General features: G+C 75.0%; 13 protein-coding genes. 7 read left to right on the top strand and 6 right to left on the bottom strand.

Annotated elements, in window-relative coordinates:
- Positions 1-5 precede the first annotated feature (5 nt).
- From C5N14_RS08455 to C5N14_RS08440, 4 genes are all read left to right on the top strand, one after another.
- On the top strand, positions 6-791 hold the full coding sequence (locus C5N14_RS08455) for an SDR family NAD(P)-dependent oxidoreductase (protein WP_117667233.1): 786 nt from the start codon (positions 6-8) through the stop codon (positions 789-791).
- A 383-nt stretch (positions 792-1,174) separates the two neighbouring features.
- Positions 1,175-10,579 (top strand): RHS repeat-associated core domain-containing protein, encoded by a 9,405-nt coding sequence (locus tag C5N14_RS08450; protein ID WP_117667231.1) that lies wholly within the window; start codon positions 1,175-1,177, stop codon positions 10,577-10,579.
- A gap of 59 nt (positions 10,580-10,638) precedes the next feature.
- Positions 10,639-11,079: a hypothetical protein gene (locus C5N14_RS08445; RefSeq protein WP_117667229.1), complete on the top strand. Its 441-nt coding sequence runs from the start codon at positions 10,639-10,641 to the stop codon at positions 11,077-11,079.
- A gap of 3 nt (positions 11,080-11,082) precedes the next feature.
- Positions 11,083-12,570 carry a hypothetical protein gene (locus tag C5N14_RS08440; RefSeq protein WP_207892657.1) on the top strand — a complete coding sequence of 496 codons (1,488 nt, stop codon included), beginning with the start codon at positions 11,083-11,085 and terminating at the stop codon, positions 12,568-12,570.
- A 40-nt stretch (positions 12,571-12,610) separates the two neighbouring features.
- On the opposite strand, the gene C5N14_RS08435 is transcribed toward C5N14_RS08440, so the two are convergent.
- The 3 genes from C5N14_RS08435 to C5N14_RS08425 form a co-directional block, all read right to left on the bottom strand.
- Positions 12,611-13,375 carry a DUF427 domain-containing protein gene (locus C5N14_RS08435; RefSeq protein WP_117667227.1) on the bottom strand — a complete coding sequence of 255 codons (765 nt, stop codon included), beginning with the start codon at positions 13,373-13,375 and terminating at the stop codon, positions 12,611-12,613.
- A 176-nt stretch (positions 13,376-13,551) separates the two neighbouring features.
- Complete coding sequence (locus C5N14_RS08430; RefSeq protein ID WP_207892656.1) at positions 13,552-13,977, bottom strand: SMI1/KNR4 family protein; 426 nt, start codon at positions 13,975-13,977, stop codon at positions 13,552-13,554.
- A 283-nt stretch (positions 13,978-14,260) separates the two neighbouring features.
- On the bottom strand, positions 14,261-15,280 hold the full coding sequence (locus C5N14_RS08425) for an alcohol dehydrogenase catalytic domain-containing protein (RefSeq protein ID WP_117667225.1): 1,020 nt from the start codon (positions 15,278-15,280) through the stop codon (positions 14,261-14,263).
- A 41-nt stretch (positions 15,281-15,321) separates the two neighbouring features.
- On the opposite strand from C5N14_RS08425, the gene C5N14_RS34120 reads away from it, so the two are divergent.
- Complete coding sequence (locus C5N14_RS34120) at positions 15,322-15,753, top strand: discoidin domain-containing protein (RefSeq protein ID WP_117667223.1); 432 nt, start codon at positions 15,322-15,324, stop codon at positions 15,751-15,753.
- Here C5N14_RS34120 and C5N14_RS08415 read toward each other — a convergent pair.
- The 3 genes from C5N14_RS08415 to C5N14_RS08405 all read right to left on the bottom strand — a co-directional run bounded on the left by C5N14_RS08415 (position 15,638) and on the right by C5N14_RS08405 (position 19,812).
- A complete protein-coding gene (locus tag C5N14_RS08415) occupies positions 15,638-16,414 on the bottom strand; it encodes an NAD-dependent deacylase (protein ID WP_117667221.1) in 777 nt (258 codons plus the stop codon). The two genes, C5N14_RS34120 and C5N14_RS08415, sit on opposite strands and share 116 nt — an antisense overlap.
- 142 nt (positions 16,415-16,556) lie before the next feature.
- Positions 16,557-19,277, bottom strand: a complete 2,721-nt coding sequence (locus tag C5N14_RS08410; protein ID WP_117667219.1) for a M48 family metalloprotease — start codon at positions 19,275-19,277, stop codon at positions 16,557-16,559.
- The gene (locus C5N14_RS08405; protein ID WP_117667217.1) at positions 19,261-19,812 is read right to left on the bottom strand and encodes a hypothetical protein; all 552 of its coding nucleotides are present in this window, start codon (positions 19,810-19,812) and stop codon (positions 19,261-19,263) included. The genes C5N14_RS08410 and C5N14_RS08405 overlap by 17 nt, the downstream gene beginning before the upstream one ends.
- Before the next feature lie 290 nt (positions 19,813-20,102).
- Between C5N14_RS08405 and C5N14_RS08400 the strand changes: the two genes are divergently transcribed.
- Both C5N14_RS08400 and C5N14_RS08390 read left to right on the top strand, forming a co-directional pair.
- Positions 20,103-21,212: a hypothetical protein gene (locus C5N14_RS08400; protein WP_207892655.1), complete on the top strand. Its 1,110-nt coding sequence runs from the start codon at positions 20,103-20,105 to the stop codon at positions 21,210-21,212.
- A gap of 208 nt (positions 21,213-21,420) precedes the next feature.
- Positions 21,421-22,476 (top strand): sporulation protein, encoded by a 1,056-nt coding sequence (locus tag C5N14_RS08390; protein ID WP_117667215.1) that lies wholly within the window; start codon positions 21,421-21,423, stop codon positions 22,474-22,476.
- Positions 22,477-22,499 lie beyond the last annotated feature (23 nt).

The following is a 22,499-nucleotide window of genomic DNA, read 5'->3' as shown; positions in this document are numbered from 1 at the left end:
CCGCCGTGCCATCGGCCGCACTGACGTCCCTGTTCACCCTCGACGGAACACGCGCCCTGGTCACCGGGGCGCACGGCGGCCTCGGCCGCGCCCAGGCCCTCGCCCTCGGCCAGGCCGGCGCCGAGATCGTCGCCACCGACCTGACCACCGAACGCGCCGAGCAGGCCTGCGCCCACCTGCGCCGGCAGGGCGTCCGCGCGCTGCCGCTGGCGCTGGACGTCACCTCCGTCGACAGCATCGAGGCCGCGTTCGACGACCTCGAACGGCGGGGCCACGTGCCCGACGTGGTGGTGAACAACGCCGGTGTGTCGCTGCGCAACGCCGCGCTCGACGCCACCGCGGCCGAGTTCGACCTGACCCTGGGGGTCAACCTGCGCGGGACGTACTTCGTGGCCCAGCGCGCCGCGCGGGCGATGCGCCCGCGCGGCGGCGGCCGGATCATCAACCTCGCGTCCATCGGCGGCCTGGTCGTCGACGGCGAGCGGTCCTCGGTGTACGACGCGTCGAAGGCCGCCGTCGTGCAGCTGACGAAGAACCTCGCCTACGAGTGGGGCGGCGACGGCATCCGGGTGAACGCCATCGCCCCGGGCTACATGCGCACGGAGATGACCGCGGACCTCATGCCCACCAGGGACGCCGAGGACGAACTGGTGGCCCGGCACATCCCCCTGGGCCGGGTCGGCGAGCCGGGGGACCTCGCCGGCGCCGTGGTGTTCCTCGCCTCGGCGGCGTCCGCGTACGTCACCGGGCACACGCTCACCGTCGACGGCGGCTGGGTCGTCTCCCTGTAGCCGCGGCACCGGAACCTGGAGCGGCACCACCTACCGATCCGCCGACCGCGCGGCCTCAGGCACCGCGCAGCCGGGCGAGGAGTTCCCCGGCGCGGCGTAGCTCGTAGGCTCGCCCCTGCCGCGCATCCGACGGGTGGGTTGCCATGGTGCGCGGCAGTTTCGGAGCTGCCCGCTGACCTGCCCGCTTTTGCCCCGGGATCAGGCAACACAATCAACTGTCCGATAGTCGACATCGCCGCGACCGCGTCGGCCGTTTCGGCCGGTAGACGGCACCGTCACCGTGGGTGATCGGGGTGGGCTGCCACCCCGTTCACCTGGCGATCTATGCCCGTTGATGGAAACCGCCTACGTTGCCACCCAGACGTTCCGTCCTGGGAGGCAGCATGTCGGGACCGCTCGGCCCCCGCACCATCCGATCGAGGGTCTGGGCCGGCGCCCGACTCCGGTTCGGCGCGGCTCTCGCCGCGCTCGTCCTGCTGCCGGCGCTCGCCGTCCGGGCGGACCTGCCGGACGTCGTCCCGGCCTCGGTCTCCTGCGACTCGGTCGGCTACGCGTACGACGCCGCCGGGCAGTTGGCCGGCGTGCAGGACCAGGCCGGCCGGACCGCCCGGTACCGGTACGACCCGGCGGGCAACATCACCTCCGTCGCCGGCGAGGGCAGCCCCGCCCTCGCCCTGCTGTCGGTGGTGCCGGCGCGGGCGGCCGTCGGCGCCGAGGTCACCCTGGAGGGCGGCTGCTTCTCCACCGTGCCGGCCGGGAACGCTGTCGCGTTCAACGGCGTACCGGCCACGGTCACCGCGGCCGCCGGCCGGCGGCTGGTCGCCCGGGTCCCCGCCGGCGCGACCACCGGCCTGGTCACCGTCTCCGTCGGCGGGGCCACCGCGAGCAGCCCGCAGTCCTTCGTGGTCGTCGGGCCGGACGAGTCCGCGCCGACCATCACCGGCGTCTCTCCGACCGTCGTCGCCCCCGGCGCGACGGTCACCGTCAGCGGCACCGGCTTCGCCGCCGAGGCGGCCGACAACGCCGTCACCCTGAACCGCACCCGGGCCTTTCCCTCGGCGGTCGCCGCCGGCAGCCTGACCGTCGAGGTGCCCACCGGCGCCGGCTCCGGCCGGATCGGGGTACGCACCCGCCACGGCAGCGGCGACGGCGCCGCCGACGTCTTCGTCGCCCCCGCCCCCTACACCGTCGCCGACGTGGTGCACACCTCCCGGGTCGCGCTCGGCGGCACCGGGTCCGTGTCGATCCCGAGCGCGGGCGACATCGCGCTGGTCGTGTTCGACCTGACCGAGGGGCAGCGGGCGAGCGTGCAGCTCGCCGACGGCACCCTCGGCTCCTGCGGCATCTCCACCGCGAAGGTCCTCGACCCGTTCGGGCGCACCGCGGCGTCGTCCGGCTGTGTGGGCGCCACCGGCTTCCTCGACACGGTGACGGCGCGCACGGCGGGCACGTACACGCTGCTGCTGGCCGCGTCGAGCGCGGCCACCGGCTCGGTCTCCGCGACCGTGCGGGAGGTGCCCGCCGACGCTACGACGGCCACCACGCCGGGCGGGAGCCCGGTCACCGTCACCACCACCGTGCCCGGCCAGAACGCCGCCGTCACCTTCCCCGGCAGCACCGGCCAGCGCGTCTCGGTCAAGCTCAGCGACGGCACGTACGGCACCTACAACGCCGCCGTCACGCTGCGCAAGCCGGGCGGCGGCACCGTCACGTCCAACGGGTCCTGTGGCACCGCCTGCTTCCTCGACACCACCGTGCTGCCCACCGACGGCACGTACACCCTCGCGGTGGACCCGCAGTCCACCACCACCGGGGCGATCACCGTCCAGGTGTACGACGTGCCGGCCGACGCCGCCGTGGCCACCACTCCCGGCGGCGGTCAGGTCACCGCGACCACGACGGTGCCCGGCCAGAACAGCGTCGTCTCGTTCCCCGGCACGGCGGGCCAGCGGGTCCTGGTCCACCTCACCGGCGGCACGTACGGGACGTACAACGCCTCGGCGGTGGTGCGCAAGCCGGACGGGTCGAACCTGACCGGCAGCGCGTACTGCGGCAGCTCGTGCCTGTTCGACACCACGGTCCTGCCGGTCGACGGGACGTACACCATCCTGGTCAACCCCGACACCAGCTACGTCGGCGCGGTCACCGCGCAGGTCCACGCCGTGCCGGCGGACGCGACGGCGAGCACCGCCCCCGGCTCCGCCCCGGTCACCGTGGCCACGGTCGTCGGGCAGAACGCGGTGGTGTCGTTCCCCGGCACGGCCGGGCAGCGGGTGTCGGTGCAGCTCACCGGCGGTACGTACGGGACGTACAACGCCTCGGGGGTGATCCGTAAGCCGGACGGGTCGAGCCTGACGGGCAGCGCGTACTGCGGGGCGTCGTGCTTCTTCGACACGGTCGTGTTGCCGGTCGACGGCACGTACACCCTGCTGCTCAACCCCGACGGCACCTACGTCGGCCAGGTCACCGCCCAGGTGCACGCCGTGCCGGCGGACGCCTCGGCGAGCACTACGCCCGGTGGGGCCGCGGTCACCGTGACCACCACCGTGCCGGGGCAGAACGCCGTCGTCTCCTTCCCCGGCACCGCCGGGCAGGTCGTCTCGGTCACCCTGGCAGGCGGCACCTTCGGCACCTACAACGCGTCCGTGACGGTGCGCGCCCCGGACGGCTCCACCGTCGTCAGCGAGAGCTACTGCGGCACGAGCTGCTCGTTCAACGCGGTCACCCTCCCGGCCACCGGCACGTACACGGTGTTCGTCAACCCGACCGGGACCACCCTCGGCGCCGTCACCGCGCGGGTCTACGACCTGCCCAACGACGCGGTCGCCAACACCACCCCGGGTGGCGCGGCGGTGACGGTGACCAGCACCGTGCCCGGGCAGAACGCGGTGGTCTCCTTCCCCGCCACGGCCGGGCAGCGGGTCGCGGTGCAGCTCAGCGGCGGCACGTTCGGCGCCGCCGAGGCGGTGGTGACGCTGCGCCGCCCCGACGGCACCGCGATCGTGTCCAACACGACCTGCGGCACCTCCTGCTTCCTCGACACCCAGGCGCTGACCGTGGCCGGCACCTACACCGTCCTCGTCGACCCGAAGGGCACGGTCGTCGGCAGCATCACCGCGAAGGTGCACGACGTGCCCGCCGACCCCACGGCGACCACCACCCCGGGCGGCGCGGCGGTGACGGTGACCAGCACCGTGCCCGGGCAGAACGCGGTGGTGTCGTTCCCGGGCACCACCGGGCAGCGGGTGTCGGTGCAGCTCAGCGGCGGCACGTTCGGCGCCGCCGAAGCGACGGTGACGCTGCGCCGCCCCGACGGCACCACGGTCACGTCGAACACCGCCTGCGGGACCTCGTGCTTCCTGGACAGCACGGTCCTGCCGGCGGACGGCACGTACACCCTGCTGGTCGACCCGAAGACCACCGCCGTCGGCGCGCTCACCGCCCGGGTGCACGACGTGCCCGCCGACTCCACGGCGACCACCACCCCGGGCGGCGCGGCGGTGACGGTGACCAGCACCGTGCCCGGGCAGAACGCGGTGGTGTCCTTCCCCGGCACCGCCGGGCAGGTCGTCACCGTCAGCCTCTCCGCCGGCGCGTTCGGCGGCGGCAACGCGACCGTGACGCTGCGCGCGCCCAACGGCAGCGCCGTCACCAGCTCCTCGTCCTGCGCGACGAGCTGCTCGTTCAGCTCGGTGTCGCTCGCCACGGCCGGCACCTACACCGTGCTGGTCGACCCGGTCGGGGTGGCCGTCGGCAGCCTGACCGCGCAGGTGTTCGACGTGCCGGTCGACGCCACCGTCGGCACCACCCCGGGCGGCGACCCGGTGACCGTCACCACCAGCGTCCCGGGGCAGAACGGCGTGGTGACGTTCCCCGGCACGGCCGGGCAGCGGATCCTGGTGCAGGGCACCGGCGGCACGTACGGGACGTACAACGCGACGGCGATCGTGCGTAAGCCGGACGGGTCGAACCTGACCAGCAGCGCGTACTGCGGGGCGTCCTGCCTGTTCGACACGATGGTGTTGCCGGTCGCCGGCACGTACAGCCTCCTGGTCGACCCGGCGTCCACCTACACCGGCTCGGTCACCGTCCGGGTGTACGACGTACCGGCCGACGCCACCGCCAGCACCACCCCGGACGGGACCGCCGCCACCCTCACCACCACGGTCCCCGGGCAGAACGCGGTGCTCTCGTTCGTGGGTGCGGCGGGTCAGCGGATCGTGGTGCAGGGCACCGGCGGCACGTACGGGACGTACAACGCGACGGTGATCGTGCGCAAGCCGGACGGGTCGAACCTGACCGGCAGCGCGTACTGCGGGGCGACGTGCTTCTTCGACGTCACGACGCTGCCGGTGGCCGGCACGTACACCATCCTGCTGAACCCCGACGCGGCCTACACGGGCGCGGTGACCCTGCGGATGTACGACGTGCCGGACAACGCGGCGGTCAGCGCCACGGTCGGCGGTCCGGCCGTGCCGGTGACCACCACCGCCCCGGGGCAGAACGCGGTGCTGTCGTTCGCGGGCGCGGCGGGTCAGCGGATCGTGGTGCAGGGCAGCGGCGGCACGTACGGGACGTACAACGCGACGGCGATCGTGCGTAAGCCGGACGGGTCGAACCTGACCGGCAGCGCGTACTGCGGGGCGACGTGCTTCTTCGACGTCACGACGCTGCCGGTGGCCGGCACGTACACGATCCTGCTGAACCCCGACGGCATGTACACCGGCTCGGTGTCGCTGCGGGTGTACGACGTGCCGGCCGACGCGACCGCCGGCACGACGCCGGGCGGCGGCGCGGTCACCCTGACCACCACCGGCCCCGGGCAGAACGCGGTGCTGTCGTTCCCCGGCACCGCCGGGCAGCGCATCTCGGTGCAGGGCAGCGCCGGCACGTACGGCACGTACAACGCGACGGCGATCATCCGCAAGCCGGACGGGACGAACCTCGGCAGCAGCGCGTACTGCGGGGCGACGTGCTTCTTCGACGTCACGACGCTGCCGGTGGCCGGCACGTACAGCATCCTGCTGAACCCCGACGGCATGTACACCGGCTCGGTCGCTCTCCAGGTGCACGACGTCCCGGCCGACGCGACCGCGGCCACCACCCCCGGCGGCCCGGGGGCCACCCTGACCACCACCGTTCCCGGCCAGAACGCCACGCTCACCTTCCCGGGCACCGCCGGGCAGGTGGTCACCGTGGCGATCACCGCCGGCACCTACGGCCGCTACAACGCCACGGCGGTCGTCCGCAAGCCGGACGGGACGAACCTCGGCAGCAGCGTGTACTGCGGCGACACCTGCACCTTCATCTCGATCACCCTGCCGGTGGCCGGCACCTACACCCTGTTCGTCGACCCGGCGTCCAGCACCGTCGGCGGCCTGACCGGCGAGGTGCGGCTACCCGCGGCAGTCGCCGCCGCCAGGAAGGCGCCGACGAAGATCCCGGCCCGGCCGGCCGGCGACGTGACCGAGACCTGGATGCCGGACCGGTTCAACCTGGCCGGCGAGGACTGGCAGAGCCACCGCACCGGCGCGTACGGCAACCTCCAGCCGGCGCTGCGCGCCGAGCGGGGGGTGACCGCGCTGGCCGGGCAGGCCCTGCTGCTCAACGGCCACCCGCTCGCCGACGTCACCCTCGCGGTGGGCCGGCGCAGCACCCGCACCGACGCCACCGGCCGGTTCCTGCTCACCGGGCTCACCGCCGGCCACCACGTCCTGGTCATCGACGGCGCGACGGCGGGCAGCCCCGGCCGCGCCTTCGGCCGCTTCGAGACCGGGGTGGACCTGCGGGCGGGGGAGACCGTCGAGCTGTCGTACCCGATCTGGATGACCCGGCTCGACACCGCGCACAGCGTCCGGTTCCCGTCGCCCACCACGAAGCAGACGGTGATCACCACCCCGGCGATCCCCGGCTTCGAGGTGCGGCTGCCCAAGGGCTCGGTGATCCGCGACCGGGCCGGCAAGCGGGTCACCGAGCTGTCCATCACCGCACTGCCGGTGGACCAGCCGCCGTTCCCGCTCCCCGCCGGGGTGCGCACCCCGGTCTACTTCACCGTGCAGCCCGGCGGGTCGGTGATCCTGCCGAAGGGCGCGCAGATCATCTACCCGAACACCCAGGGCCTGGCGCCGGGCAGCCGGCTGGACTTCTGGGACTACGACCCGGAGCGGGCGCCGTGCACCAGGGCGCCGGTGAAGTCGTACCCGAAGAAGCCCGTGAAGGCGGCGAAGACCCCCGCCGTCTGCGCGGTGACCGGCGCGGAGGCCGGCTGGTACATCTACGGCCACGGCACCGTCACCCCGGACGGCCGGCAGATCGTGCCCGACCCGGACGTGCGGGTCTGGGAGTTCACCGGGGCCATGTTCAACGGCAGCGGCAAACGCCCTGCCGGCACCGGCCCCGGTGAGGACGGCGACTCCGGCGGCGACCCCGTCGACCTGGCCAGCGGCCTCTTCGTCGACGAGCACACCGACCTGGCCGTGAACGACGTGCTGCCGATCTCGATCACCCGCACCTACCGGCAGAACGACACCCAGAACCGGGAGTTCGGCATCGGGGCGAACTTCACCTACGGCATCTTCGTCTTCTCCAAACAGGAGTACACCGAGGCCGACCTGATCTTCCCGGACAGCGGCAAGGTGCACATGGTGCGGACCAGCCCCGGGACCGGCTGGACCGACGCGGTGTTCAAGGCCGTCGACACCACCGGCCCGTTCCGGGACGCCGTGATGACCTGGAACGGCGACGGTTGGGACCTGGTCCGCACCGACGGGATGGTCTACGTCTTCGGCGAGAACGCGCCGTTGCAGTCCATCCGGGACCGGCACGGCAACCAGATCACCCTGACCCGGTCCACCGGCGGCCAGTCCGGCGACATCACCCAGGTCACCTCGCCCAACGGCCGCTGGATCAAGCTCAGCTACAGCGGTGGCCGGGTCGTCCGGGCGCAGGACAACGCGGGCCGGGCCGTGCAGTACGGCTACGACGCCTCCGGCCGGCTGACCACGGTCACCTCGCCGGGCGGCCGGACCACCACGTACACCTACGACACCGCGCACCGGATGACCACGGTCACCGACCCCCGGGGCGTCACCTACCTGACCAACAGCTACGACGCGGCCGGGCGGGTGGCCGCCCAGACCATGCCCGGCGGGGTCACCTACGGCTTCGCGTACACCACCGACGCCGGCGGCAACGTCGTGAAGACGGCGGTCACCGAGCCCGACGGCAGCGTCCGGGAGACCAGCTTCGACGCCGAGCACCGGGTGGCCGCCGAGACCACCGCAGCCGGCACCGCCCAGGCACGCACCGCCACCACCGCCCGGGACCCGGTGACCCACCTGCCGACCGCGCTGGTCGACCCGTACGGCCGCCGGACCACCCTGGGATACGGCGCGACCGGGCAGCTCACCGCGCTCACCGCGCTCGCCGGCACCGCCGCCGCCCAGTCCGCCACGGTCACCTCCGGCGGGCCGTACCGGCAGCTCACCTCGGTCACCGACGACCAGGGCCGGACCACCCGGATGGGGTACGACGACACCGGCAACCTCACGGCGGCGACCGACGCCGCCGGCCGCACCCGCCGCTACACCTACAACCCGGCCGGCCAGGTCACCTCGTTCACCGACCCGCTCGGCAACACCACCCGCTACACCTACGAGCAGGGCGACCTCGTCGCGGTCACCGACCCGCTGGGCCGGACCACCCGCAGCTTCGTCGACGCCGTCGGCCGCCCCGTGGCGGTCACCGACCCGGCCGGCGTGCTGGAACACGTCCGCTACGACCCGGACAACCAGGTCCTCACCAGCACCGACGGCCTCGGCCGGGTCACCGCCTTCGAGTACGACGGCAACGGCAACCTGACGAAGGTCACCGACGCCCGGGGCAACAGCACCACCGTCGCCTACGACAGCTCCGACCGCCCGGTCACCGTCACCGACCCGCTCGGCAAGCAGGCCCGGCAGGCGTACGACGTGCTCGGCCGGGTCGTCTCCGCCACCGACCGGCGCGGCAGGACCACCGTCACCGAGTACGACGTGCTCGGCCGCACCACCTTCATCGGGTACGGCGCGACCGCCGGACCGAGCTACGAGAGCACCAAGCGGTTCGGCTACGACGCGCTGGACCGGCTCACCACCATCAACGACTCGGCCGGCGGGCTGCTCACCCTCGGCTGGAACGACCTCGACCAGGTCGTCGCCGTCACCGATCCGGCCGGCACCGTCGGCTACTCCTACGACGCCGCCGGCCGGCGGTCGGGGATGACCGTGCCCGGCCAGCCGGCCATCGCCTACCGCTACGACCAGACCGGCCTGATCGAGCAGATCACCCAGGGCGCCACCACCGCCACCTGGCATCGGGACGCCGCCGGCCGCACCGACCGGGTCGAGCAGGCCGGCGTCGAGACCCGGTACACCTACGACGCGGCCTCCCAGCTCACCGGGATGTTCTACGAGAGCACCGGCGGGGTGCCGATCGGCCACCTCGGCTACTCCTACGACGGCGCCGGGCGGGTGCGGGACCTGACCGGCAGCCTCGCCCACGTCACCATCCCGAGCACCGGCCCGCCGGCCAGCTACGACGCCGCCAACCGGCTGACCAGCCGCGGCGACCGCACGTTCAGCTACGACGACGAGGGCAACCTGACCGGCGACGGCGTGCTCGGCTACACCTGGAACGCCCGGGGCGAACTGACCGGGGTCACCGGGCCGGGCCTGACCACCGCGTACGGCTACGACGCCGCGGGGCGGCTCGCCAGCCGCGCGGCCGGCGGGGCCACCACCGGCTTCCTCTACGACGGCCCGAACCTGGTCCGCGAGCGGACCGGCGCGACGGCCGCCGACCGGCTCACCGCCGGGCTCGACCAGACGCTGGTCCGCACCGACGCCGCCGGCCCCCGGGTGCCGATCACCGACGCGCTCGGCAGCGTGCTGGGTCTGGCCGACTCCGCCGGCACCCTGAGCACCCAGTACGCCTACGACCCGTTCGGGGCGGTCACCGCCAGCGGCGCCGCCAGCGGCAACACGCAGCAGTTCACCGGCCGGGAGCGCGACGCCGCCACCGGGCTGACCTACCACCGGGCCCGCTGGTACAGCCCGGAGACGGGCCGGTTCCTCAGCCAGGACCCCGCCGGCTTCGGCGGCGGCAGCGCCAACCTGTACACGTACGCCCTCAACGACCCGGTCAACCTCTCCGACCCCAACGGCGACTGCCCGATCTGCGTGCCGATCCTGATCGGGGCGCTGATCGGTGGCGGCACCTCGGTCGGCATCGGGGCGGGCCTCGCGGCGCTGACCGGGCGCAAGTACAGCATGGGCGACGCCCTGAAGGACTTCGCCATCGGCGGCGCGCTGGGCGCGGTCAGCGGCGGCCTCGGCGCGTACCTGAAGGCCGGCAGCTCGGTGTGGAAGCTCAACCAGTTCGAGCGCGGGCTGGCCATCGAGGCGAAGCTCGGCGGCAACCTGCCGCGCAGTTTCCCGACCATCGACCGGTTCGCCAACGGCACCGCCACCAGCATCAAGAGCGTGGACCTGACCGCGAAGAGCTACCAGAGCGCCGGCCAGCTCACCAGCCGGTTGCAGGGCTACGTGGACAAGGCGGCCGGCTTCGCCAAGAGCAACCCGGTCACCTGGGACGGCGTCACCATCAAACCGGGCCAGGTCGCCGTCCGGGAACTGGAGATCGCCGTCCAACGCGGCGCGGCCACCAGCGCCCAGCAGAACGCCCTCAACCAGATAGTCCAGTACGGCGCCCAGAAGGGGGTGACCGTTCGGATCATCCCGATGAGATAGAACCATCGGGGACACCCCACGGGTACCCTGGGGCGTCCCCCTCCCCACCGAGGACCCCGATGACCAGACTCGCCGCACTCGACCTGCGCAGAGGTCGGTACGTCGCGCACTCCTCCTCGCTGACCGGCGACGGCATGTGGATCGCCAACGGCGCCTTCGAACTCCTCGACGAGCCGGCCGACGCCCCGCTGGGCGCGGCGGTACGACGGATGCTCGACGCCTCGCGTACCGGCGTGCCCACCCCCGACCTGCGGGGCGGGCCCTCGCCGTTCGCGCCGGTCCTCGACGCGCTCGGCCTGCGCACCTGGGCCACGTACGCCAAAGGCGCCCGGCACGTCGACGTCGAGCAGGACGGCGCGACGGTGCTGGTGAGCCCGACCCGCAACGGCGGCGCCCGGGAGGGCTTCGTCGGGCTGACCGGGCAGGCGGTGCGGCTGACCGCGCCGGGCGACGAGGAACTCGGCGGGGCGCTGCGCGCCGCGCTCGACCGGTCGAGCTGAGGCATGGGCGACCAACCCCGACTGCCCCGCCGGACGGTGCTGGCCGGTGGCGCCCTGGCCATGGCCGCGTCCGCGTTGGCGGCCTGCTCGGCCGGCGCCCGCACCCCGGACCGCCCGGCCGCGCCCGACCCGGCGCAGGGGCTGCCCGACATCCAGTTCGACGTCGCCCGGTACAGCGCGCCCGAGCAGACCTCGCCCACCGGCGGGCCGTTCGTCATGCCGCCCGTGCACACCGTCTACCTGACCGCCGCGCTGTCCCGCAGTCCCGGCCGCGACGACCAGCGGGAACTGGCCCGGGTGCTCGCCACCCTGGAATCCCGGTACCCGTTCGGCGCGGCCGGCCTGATGACGTTCGTCTCCTACGGCCTGCCGTACTTCCGGCGGCTGCCGGGCGGCCTGGCCGGCGACCTGGTCGGCGCGCACCTGCCCCGGCTGCTGGCCGACCCGTCCCGGTCGGTGCTGGAGGAGGCGGAGCCGGGGCCCACCGACGTCCACCCGGACAACCCGGGGGTCACCAAGCGGCGATTCACCGTGCCCGTCCGCATCGAGCAGAACGACCTGCTGTTCACCTTCCGCAGCGACCGGGCCACCGTCGTCCAGGACGTGCTGGCCTGGTTCGAGGGCAGCGGCACGCTGGCCGGCCAGCCGACGCCCCCGCCGGCCTTCGCCGGGCTGCTCACCGTCACCTCCAGCCGGCACATGTTCACCCAGACCGGCCTGCCCCGCTCGGTGGCCGAGCAGAACCGGCTGCCGTACGCCCGGTTCATCCAGCCCGACTCGCCGATGTGGATGGGCTTCTCCGACCAGCAGTCCAACGCCTCCGGCCCGCCGGCGATCTGCACCTTCGCCGGCCACCCCTCGGCGCGGCTGACCACCGCCCGCCCCGGCGACTACCTGGACAACGGCGGCGTGCAGCACCTGTCGCACATCATCCTCGACATGCTCCAGTTCTACGACATGGCCTCGCCGGACACCCCGCCCAGCGACAACGGCAACTTCACCAAGCGGGTGCAGTACATGTTCCACGCCCCGCCGGTGCACCCCGGCAACACCGACCAGCTCACCGACGGCGGCGGGCCGTCGTTCCTGCCCGCCGACAATCGTGGCCCCGACTACGCCGAGCGCACCGCCCGGGGCGTCGGCCTGCCCCGGGGCGAGCGCCGGATGGGGCACCTGTCCACCCTCCAGCGCAGCTCCCGGGCGCCCGACGGCACCCCGATGCACCTGCGGGTCGACGGCCCCGGCTTCGACTCCCTGGACGTCCCCGACGGCAGCAGTCAGCCGAAGCTGCACTTCAGCGTGTTCGTGCCGACCGCCGACTTCTTCGCCCGGATGCGGCGCAGCCAGGCGTCGGTGGACCTGGCGCGCAAGCACCGGGTGACCGAGCAGGACAACGGCCTGGAGCGCTTCCTGACCTGTACCCGCCGGCAGAACTTCCTGGTCCCGCCCCGCCGGCACCGGGCGTTCCCGCTCGCCGAGCTGGCCGGCTGAGCCCGGGGGCGACCGGTGTCGCCCCGGCCGGGCGGTGGCCTCAGGAGAACGCCGTCCTCGGCCGGTCCAGCCGCCGCCCGTCCACGACGAGGTCGACGTGCTCGTTGTAGAAGGCGATCAGCCCGGCGACGGGACCCAGCGCGCCGGTCGGGAACCCGTAGGACCAGGCCAGGTCCGGGTGCACGGCGGTGTCGGTCCGCACCGACCAGTAGTCGGTGGTGCGCCCCTTGTACGGGCAGGCGGTCCGGGTGTCCGACGGGACCAGGCGGGTGAGGTCCACGTCGGTGCGGTCGAGGTAGTAGCGGGTCGGCAGGCCGGTCTCGAAGACCAGCACCGGGGCGGCCGACTCGGCCAGCGGCACCCCGTCCAGCTCGACCCGCACCCGCCGGGTGGACCGCAGCGCGTCCACCCGGCTGTAGGGGCTGCGGGGGTGGACGAACACCTCCTCGTCCTCCTCGAACCACGCGTCCAGCGCGGTCCACTCGAACCGCACCGTGCCCGACAGCGCCGCCGGCCCGTCGTCGCCGAGCACCCGTGCGGCCGACGGCCGTACCGTGTCGCCCGCCCGGATCCCGTGCACCCGGGCCGTCCCGCGCGGTGTGCGCTCGACGCGCCCCTCGTCGACCAGCAGCCTCCGGTCGACGTCGGGGAGGGGCACGTAGTACTGCGGGTAGGGCGGCATCTCCCACACGTACCGGGCCCCGGTCGTGTCCAGCAGCGGGACGCCGCCGACGTACGCCCGGATCCGGCGTGGCACCGGCTCGACGTGGCCGACGGGAACGATCGCCTTCGGGTAGCTCTGCACGTGGTCCTCCGGTTCGGGTGCGCGCGTGCGGGCTGCGACGACCGGGTCGACCCGCCCGCGCTGGCCGTCCGGCGGAGCCGTCGCCGGCCCCGCCTGCTCAAACGAGCCGCGTGCCCTGCGGTGGTGAGCGCCCTGCGGCCGGCTCTGCCGAGTAACGTGCCGCCCCGGGCGGGCGCTCACCCCGCCCAGTCGTCGACGTACCGGTCGAGCAGGGCGTGGAAGCTGGGCGCGAGCACGGTGCTGGTCGCCGAGTCGTGCTCCGGCCGGCGGATCACCCCGTCGGCGTCGAGGACGATCGGGTCACCGGTGCCGTCGATCGCGATCACCAGGCCGGTCCCGGTCCCCGGCCAGCCGTCCCGCCGGTAGCGCAGGGTCAGGTCGACGCAGCTGACCGCCTCCAGCAGGTGGGAGTTCCGCAGCCCGTACACGGGCATCCCCACGTAACACCCGCCGAACCGGGCCACGAACTCGACGTAGTCCGGCGTCGGCAGCACGCCGACCGTCGCCAGCGCCGCGACGGTCTCCGCCGGCGGGGACGGGATCCCGGCCCCGTACCTGCCGACCGCCTTCTCCAGCCTCTCGACCAGTTCGCCGCTGAGCATCCGTGGATGGTAGGCGGCGTGCCGCCCGGGACGCCGCCCGGCCGGCTTCCTCGCCGCCGCGGGCGTGCCGGACGGCCCCGCCCTGCCCCTCCGGGCAGTGGGCACTGCCCCGAAGGCAGCCGGCGGCACGTGTCGATCCGGGCAGCGGGCAGGGCAAGGTGGCCCTCGGGGAGGTCCATTCGGACCGGAGCGGACCGTCAGAAACGTGCTCATCACCAGCCGGTTCCAGCTGCGCAACCGCACGCACGCGGTCGCCTACGCCGTACGCCACCATGCCGTTCCGTCAGGGCGTGACGATCCGGATGCCGGGTGGGGTGGGGCCGTCCATGGCGGCCAGCGCCGCCGGCGCGGCAGTCAGCGGCAGTTCCTCGGCGACCAGGTCGCCGGGGCGCAGCAGGCCGGCCTGCACCAGGGCCATCAGCTCGCCGTACGCGTGGGCTGCCATCCCGTGGCTGCCGACGATCTCCAGCTCGTGGGCCACCACCCTGCCCATCGGCACCGTCACGTGCGGCGGCAGCAGCCCCACCTGCACGTGCCGGCCCCGCCGGCGCAGCCCGTCGACCGACGCGGTGAGGGTGGCCTGGCTGCCGAGGGCGTCGATCGACAGGTGCGCCCCGCCGTCGGTCACGGCGGGGATGTCCGGCGGCGCGGCGGCCGCGTCCAGCGTCACCGTGGCACCGAACCGGGCGGCCATGGCCAGCGCCCGCGGCTGCACGTCGACCGCGACCACCCGGGCCCCGGCGGCGGCGGCGATCATCACGGCGGACAGGCCGACGCCGCCGCACCCGTGCACGGCCACCCACTCCCCGGCCCGGACGCGGCCCTGCGCCACGACCGCCCGGAATGCGGTGGCGAAGCGGCAGCCGAGGGCCGCGGCGGTCGGGAAGTCCACCGTGCCGGGCAGACGGACCAGGTTGACCTCGGCGTGGTGCACCACGACCAGGTCGGCGAACGAGCCCCAGTGGGTGAAGCCGGGCTGCTGCTGGCGGTGGCACACCTGGTGGTCGCCGGCGAGACAGGCGGGACAGGTGCCGCAGGCGCAGACGAACGGGACGGTCACCCGATCGCCGACAACCCAGCCGGTGACGCCCGCGCCGAGGGCCGCGACCACCCCGGCGAACTCGTGCCCGGGCACGTGTGGCAGCCGGATGTCCGGGTCGTGCCCCCGCCAGCCGTGCCAGTCGCTGCGGCACACCCCGGTCGCCTCGACGGCGACCACCACCCCGCCGGGCGGGGCCACCGGGTCGGGAACCTCCCGCACCTCGGGCACCGTGCCGAACGTCTCGTAGACCACCGCGCGCATGCCACCAGCATGCCTGCCCGGCCCGCACCCGGCGACGGCAGGTGCGCGGGGGACGGCGTCCCGGGGTCCGGGACCGGGCGGCCGGGGTGCGGCGAACCCAGAACCTGACCGTCACCGGCGCCGGCCGCTACGCGCGGGTACGGCACCGCCCGGGCACCGCGTCGTCCACCGGGGGTGCCGGCACCCCCGCGTCGGCGGCCGTCGACGGCAACACCGGCACCCGGTGGGCCAGCCTCGCCGCCGATCCCCAGTGGCTCCAGGTCGACCTCGGCGCCAGCCAGTCGATCTGCCGGGTGGTCCTGCGCTGGGCGGCCGCGTACGCCCGGGCGTTTCAGATCCAGACCTCGGCCGTGGCCCTCACCCCTGCCCCGGGTCGCCCCACGCCGCCTCGACGAGGGCGGGGAGGACCCGGGCGGCCGGTCCGCGCAGGTTCACGGCACAGACCGGATCCAGCGGCGTCTGGTGCGGGTTGACCTGGATCACCGGAGCGCCCCGGCGGGCCGCGACCTGGGGGATCTCGGCGGCGGGATGGACCAGGCCGGAGGTGCCCACCGTCACCAGCAGATCACAGGAGGACGCGGCCTCGACCGCGGTCGCCAACGCCGCCTCCGGCAACGCCTCGCCGAACCACACCACCCCCGGCCGGACCGGCGCCCCGCAGCGCGGGCACCCGGGCGGTGGCACCCGCCGGCCGTGCGCCGGCTCGTCCGACGGCTCGTCCGGCGGCGACGCCGGCCGGGAGCAGGCCGAGCAGCGCGGCGCGAACAGGCTGCCGTGCAGGTGCAACGGCGCGGCCGACCCCGCGCGCTCGTGCAGGTCGTCGACGTTCTGAGTGATCAGGACGCTGTCCGGGACGCGTCCCTCGATCGCGGCCACCGCCCGGTGTCCCGCGTTCGGCCGGGCCGCCCGGACGGCGCCCCGTCGCCACTCGTACCAGCCCCACACCAGCGCGGGGTCGTCGCGAAACGCCTGCGCCGTGGCCAGCGTCCGCGCGTTGAACCGTTCCCACAGCCCGGTGAGAGCGTCGCGGAAGGTCGGCACACCGCTCTCGGCCGAGATGCCCGCGCCGGTGAACACCACCACCCGGCGCGCCCGGCCCAGCAGCGCCGCGGCCTGCCGTACGTCCTGCTCCATGTCGTGCCTCCCTCCGTGCGCGGGCGGACCGCGCGGGGACGAGTCTCACAGCCGCCCCGAGCCCGGGTCGCACGGGACCCGCCTGCGGCGCACCCGCCGGCGCACCCACCCGCCGCCGCGATCGCCCGGGCCGGCGCGGCCGTCAGGTCGGGCTGCGGACGAAGCTCTCCTCGCCCCACGACCCGTCGTCGTTGTCCTCGCGGATCACGAGCAGGTCGTCGGCGCACCGGTACGAGCCGGTGGTGTCCCCGGCGGCGGTCGTCACGTCCACCTCGCGGTCGTCGATGCGCAGCAGCATCACGTCGCCGGAGGCGACGGAGTCGCGCTGGGTGTAGCGCCCGGCGCCGGCCGACCAGCGGTAGGTCACCACTCCCCGGTGGACGCTGCGCACCGGGTGCCCGTTCAGCGTGCCCTCGGCGACGAAGAGGTCGTACAGGTCGGTCGCGCTGCCGTCGGCCCGGTACGCGGTGGCGAAGCCGCTGCCCGGCCCGCTGGCCAGGTCGACGCCGGCGTCGCCGGTGAGGCCGGCCATCGTGCCGAGCCGCGAGTCGGCCGCGACGAGGACGTGGTAGCGGCCGGCGGTCAGCCGCCAGACCCCGAGCAGGCAGGGGTCCCGGCCGGCGGGCGTCGCCGGGACCGGCCGACCACGGGCCACCGCGACCGTGCCGGCGGACGCGAGCAGCACGACGACCGCGGCCACCACCCACCGCCGATGCCGCCCGGCGGCGGCCAGCCCCGCCGCCACGGCCGCCCCGAGCGCGGCGCCGAGCACCGCCGCCACCGGGGCGACGACGAGGGCGTGGGTGAGGGCGCGGACGGCGTCGGACCCGTCGACGGCGGGGATGCACCGGTCCGTGGTGCCGGCCACGCAGGACAGCACCGTGCCGGCGGCCAGGATGGCCGGGACCAGCAGCAGCCCCGCCGTGAGGGCGGCCAGCAGGGCGTGCGGCAGCGACAGGCGCCGGGTGGACACCGCCGCGACGGCGACGGTCAGCTCGACGAACGTGACCGGCAGCAGGGTGTGGCTGTTGACCAGGACCGCCGCGGTGGACGTGGCGAGGCCGGGATCGCGGGCGGCGACGCCGACACCGAGGGGCACCAGCGGCAGCACCAGGGCGCCGACGGCCCCGCCGACGAGGCCCAGGCGCGCCGCCCGCCGGGTGGCGTGGCGGGTGGCCAGGACCGGGAACAGCGCCGCGGCCAGCGGCAGGGCGAGCAGGTACGGCGCCTGGGCGGCGACGATGCGGAAGAAGAAGCCGAGCAGGTCGAGCAGGACCAGCGGGGTGAGAGTGTCCGGGTGGCCCTCGCGCGCGGCGACGAGGCGCCACATGCTGAACTCGCCGTCGGTGGACCAGGCACCCAGCACGAGCAGGGCCGCCACGTAGCCGGCACTGACCGCCGTCGTGGCCAGTGCGGCACCGGCCCAGGCCAGCCGGGTGCGGGACGCGTCCGACGGCGCGATGCGCCGCAGGTGCGCCCGCGCGCCGCCGGCCACCCACCGGCCGAGCAGGGCGCCGCCGGCGATCCACAGCAGACCCAGGATCCCCTCGACCCACCAGGCCCGCCGGTCGTCGGTGTACGCCGTGGACCAGGCCAGTCGCCGGCCGACGAGCAGGCCACAGGCCAGCGCCGCGCCGAACACCCCGCCCGAGGCCGCCGGCGCGCCGGTGCGTCGCGCCCACCAGGCGGACCGCCACAGCGCGCCGGTGGTGACCAGCGCGATCGGTGCGCCGAGCAGCACGCCGGTGGCGAAGGCGCCGCCCGTCAACGGGTCCGGGCCGGGCAGCGTGCGTGGCAGGCTGGTCATCAGGTCCAGCAGTGGCGGTGCGGCGATGCCGGCGGCCAGCCCGGCGCCGAGCGCCTCCACCGGCCGGGCGGCGTACCGGCGCCCGGGACGGTCCAGGGCGTCCTCGCGGGCCCGGGCCAGCGGGTGGAACCGGAAGGCCGCTCCCACCCGGGCCCACCGGCCGGCCCGCCTGCGGTCGGCGGCGAGCAGCGCCCGGACGGCCCCGATGTCGCCGCCGGTGAGCCGGGCGTCGGCGGCGAACTCCCGGGCGCGCAGCACCGACCAGGCCGACACCTGCACGATCAGCGCGAACGCTGCCAGCCGCCAGGCGTCGTCGAACAGGTGCCGGGCGGGAACCGATCCGACGTAGTTGACCGCGACCGGGACGAGCACGGCGAGCGGGAACGCCCATGCCTGGGCGATGGTCAGCCGGGTGAGGTGGACGTCGGCGTTGCGAACGTGGGCCAACTCGTGCAGGACGACGGCCCGGAACAGGTGCGGCGCCGTCCGGTGGGCGTGCACCAGCCCCAGGTCCAGCCGGACGTACCGGACGGGCCCCGCGCCGAAGGTGTTGCCGCTGATCCGCGCCGACCGGGACACCACGAACGTCGGTGGGCGGCGCAGCCCCGCCTCCCGGACCAGCCCGGCCAGGTCGGACCGCAGCGCCTCGGTGCCGGGGGTCCGGTCGAGGCGGCGCAGGCCGCGCAGCCGGCACTCGCACCAGGGCGCGGCGAGGTAGACGACGGCGGCCACCGCCGCGAGCACGGCCAGCCCGATGACCATCTGCCGGAGCAGGTCCCCGTGCAGGGTGCCCAGGCAGCGCTGCACCGCCGCCAGGGAGTCCTCGTCCACCGTCCCGGCGCGCACGTCGATCGGCGGTGCGGCCCCGCGCAGCCCGCTGAGGCACTCCGCCCGGGCGCGGGTGGCGTCGCCGTCGACGAGGACGGTCTGCCAGCCGAACATGCTGGTGCCCACGACCGCGGTCACCGCGGCGACGAACCGGCCGAGGGTGGTGGAGGGCAGCGGGGGCGACCCCCCGCCGGCGGGTGGGTCGCCGACCTCAGCCGCCGTCGACATCCGGGCCGGCGACGCCGAACCGTTGGGCGAACGCGTCCCGCACCGCGTCCCGCAGCACCGCGACCTGGTCCTCGGTCAGCTCCCAGCGCGGGTCCCGGGCGGCGGCGGTGACCGCCTCCTCGATGCGCAGCAGTTGGCCGGGCCCCAGGCGCACCGTGGCGGCCGGCGGAAGCCCGGCCGGGGACCGGCGGTCCCGCCACCGCCGGCCGAGGCCACGCAGGCCGCCCCGGACCGCCTCCGTGGCGTGCTCCCGCACCCCGTCGCGCAGCGCCTCCAGCCCGATGCCGGTCAGCACCAGCAGGTACGGCAGGAGCGGCTCGACGGCCGCCTCGAAGCCGCCGCCGCCGGCCTCGCCGCCGCCCACCCGCACCAGCCGGGCCGGGTCACGGCGCCAGCGGCCGGGGCGGCGCCGGTAGGCGGGTGCGAGGAACGGCAGCAGCGGCTCCTCGGCGGGGGCCACGGCCCGGACGGCCAGCCGGACCAGTTCGTCCTCGATCCCGGCCGGGCAGGGGTGCGTCGACGTGGTCCGGGCCATCGTGCTCCTGCCTCCGGCGGGTCACCCGTGGGTCCTCGCCCGTCACAGTACGGGGGACGGCGGCGGGTGGCGGTCGGCAACCGGACAGTCGCGGCGGTCGTCGTCGGGACCGGCCGTCGACGAAACCCCGCGCGGTCCTCAGTCGCCGGGTCGGCAGCCGGGCCGGACGGCCCGCCCGGGGAATCGACTAGAGTCGCTGCGGAACCGGGCATCCGGGCGGGGCTGGCGGGTCGTCCCGGGACCTGCGGCGCGGTTGCCCCCTGGACGACGACGGACACACGGGCGGACGGTTGACGGACATTCGGCTGCGCGGGTCGCTCCGGCGGCGGTGGTGGTGGGCGGCGGGGGCCGCGCTGGCCGCAGTGAGCACCGTCGGCATGCCGCCGGTGGCGGCGGCGAACCCGTCCACCGTGCTGTCCCCGGCCGCGGGCACGCCGGTGTGTCAGATCCGCGACGGCCGGCTCAACGAGATCTCCGGGATGGCCGCCACCGGCGGCGGGTTCGTGGTGGTCAACGACGGCGCCGACGAGGAGGCCCGGCGTCGGATCTTCTTCCTCGACGCCGACTGCGCGGTGGCGCGGACGGTGCGCTACCCGTCGCGTCCCCGGGACACCGAGGACCTGGGCGTCGGCGCGGACGGCACGGTCTGGGTGGCCGACGTCGGCGACAACGACCGCTCCCGCCGGACGGTCGCCCTGTGGCGGCTGCGGCCCGGCAAGGACCGCCCGGTGCTGTACCGCCTGGCGTACCCGGACGGCCCGCACGACGCGGAGGCCCTCCTGGTCGCCGGTGACGGACGCCCGGTGATCGTGACCAAACAGGGCGGCGGCGCCGGCCTGTACCGCCCGGCCGCGGCGCTGCGGCCGGGCGCGACGGTGCCGCTGGTCCGGGTGGGTCAGGTGCGGCTGCCGTCCACCAGGACCCGCAACCCGTTCTCCTTCGTCGGTCGGGCGGTGGTCACCGGCGGCGCGACCGCGCCGGACGGGCGTCGGGTGGTCCTGCGCACCTACGCCGACGCGTTCGAGTTCGACGTGACCGGCGGCGACGTGGTCGCCGCCCTGACCACCGGCGCGCCGCGGGTCGTCCCGCTGCCGGACGAGCCGCAGGGGGAGTCGGTCACCTACAGCCGTGACGGCCGGTTCCTGCTCACCGTCTCCGAGACCGCAGGCCAGCCGCCCGGCACGCGGCCCACGATCCTGCGCTACGCGCTGACCTCGGCGCCGCCTCCCACCGGGTCCCGGGGCGATCCGGCCCCGACCGCCTCCCGGGGTGCCGGTGCCCCCGCCCGCGGCGACCGTGGAGGTGCCACGTCCCCGGCCGTGGGGGCGGCGGTCGCGGCGCTGGCCCTGCTCGTGCTGGGGATGATCATGGCGAGGGGCGCGGGTCGCGCGGGCCGGTAGGTCGCCGACGGCGCGGGCGCACCGGGCGTCGGCCTGGCTCACCGTGTCTGGCCGAACTCGTCCAGCTATCTCACAGGTGGCGTTGCTAGGTTGCCGGGCCAGCGGCATCCATCATGGACGCCGCCGATCACGTTGTGCCGCAAGGGCTCTGCCGGCGATTCACCGCCGACGGGCGCCGGCGCGACCGAAACTGGCGAGGGAGTGGTTCGTGGTGTTCAAGAAGATGCTGGGAGCGTTCGGGGTGGGCGGGCCCAGCGTCGACACGGTGCTGTCCAACCCGGGTACCCGACCGGGGCTGGTGCTGGCGGGGCAGGTGAACCTGACCGGCGGCGGGCACGATGTGGAGATCGACCACATCACCCTCGGCCTCGTCACGAGGGTGGAGGCGGAGGGCGCGGAGGAGGAGTACGACGCGCTCGTCGAGTTCCACCGCACCCAGGTCGCGGGCGGCCTGCGCCTGTCCGAGGGGCAGCGGTTGTCGCTGCCCTTCCAGGTGCCGGTGCCGTGGGAGACCCCCGTGACGACCGTGTACGGGCAGCACCTGCACGGCATGACCATGGGCCTGCGTACCGAGGTGGCCGTGCGTGGCGCGGTGGACAAGGGTGACCTCGACCCCGTCCACGTACACCCGCTGCCGGTGCAGGAACGCATCCTTGAGGCCTTCGGCCGACTCGGTTTCCAGTTCAAGGGCGCCGACCTGGAACGCGGGTACATCGCCGGCCTGCACCAGACCATGCCCTTCTACCAGGAGATCGAGTACTACGCCGCCCCGCAGTACGCCCACGGCGTCAACGAGGTCGAGTTGACCTTCGTGACGAACGAGTACGGGGTGGACGTGGTGCTGGAGTTCGACAAGCGCGGCGGCCTGTTCGCCGGCGGTCACGACTCCTTCGGTCGCTACCGAGTCGACCACGCCGACGCCGACCACGTCGACTGGGCCGCCCAGGTGGACACCTGGCTGCGCCAGGCCCTCGACGGGTACCAGAGCCGGCACGCCGGGCACGGCTACGGCCAGGTCGGGTACGGCTACCCCGTGCCCGGTGGCTACCCGCCCGGCCCCGGCGGGTACGCCCACGGCGACCACCACGAGGAGCACCACGAGCGGCGCGGCCCCGGCATGGGTGCCGTCGCGGCCGGCGTGCTCGGCGGCGCGGCGCTCGGCTTCGCCGGCGGCATGGTCGCCGACGAGGTCTTCGACTCCTTCGGTGACGACGACGAGGGCGACGACGAGGGTGGCGACGAGGGCGGCGACGACGAGGACTGAGGGAGCCCGGTCCGGAGTGGACC

The sequence above is a fragment of the Micromonospora sp. MW-13 genome (genome assembly GCF_003434305.1).
Classification (GTDB): Bacteria; Actinomycetota; Actinomycetes; order Mycobacteriales; family Micromonosporaceae; genus Micromonospora.
The sequence above is the reverse complement of the archived record's forward strand: the minus strand, read 5'-3'. Positions and strand labels throughout refer to the sequence as shown.

Coding starts and splice junctions, on each gene's coding strand:
- C5N14_RS08415 (WP_117667221.1), bottom strand. CDS start 16,414: ATGGAGCAGGACGTACGGCAGGCCGCGGCGCTGCTGGGCCGGGCGCGC.
- C5N14_RS08450 (WP_117667231.1), top strand. CDS start 1,175: ATGTCGGGACCGCTCGGCCCCCGCACCATCCGATCGAGGGTCTGGGCC.
- C5N14_RS08445 (WP_117667229.1), top strand. CDS start 10,639: ATGACCAGACTCGCCGCACTCGACCTGCGCAGAGGTCGGTACGTCGCG.
- C5N14_RS08430 (WP_207892656.1), bottom strand. CDS start 13,977: ATGCTCAGCGGCGAACTGGTCGAGAGGCTGGAGAAGGCGGTCGGCAGG.
- C5N14_RS08410 (WP_117667219.1), bottom strand. CDS start 19,277: ATGTCGACGGCGGCTGAGGTCGGCGACCCACCCGCCGGCGGGGGGTCG.
- C5N14_RS08440 (WP_207892657.1), top strand. CDS start 11,083: ATGGGCGACCAACCCCGACTGCCCCGCCGGACGGTGCTGGCCGGTGGC.
- C5N14_RS08405 (WP_117667217.1), bottom strand. CDS start 19,812: ATGGCCCGGACCACGTCGACGCACCCCTGCCCGGCCGGGATCGAGGAC.
- C5N14_RS08425 (WP_117667225.1), bottom strand. CDS start 15,280: ATGCGCGCGGTGGTCTACGAGACGTTCGGCACGGTGCCCGAGGTGCGG.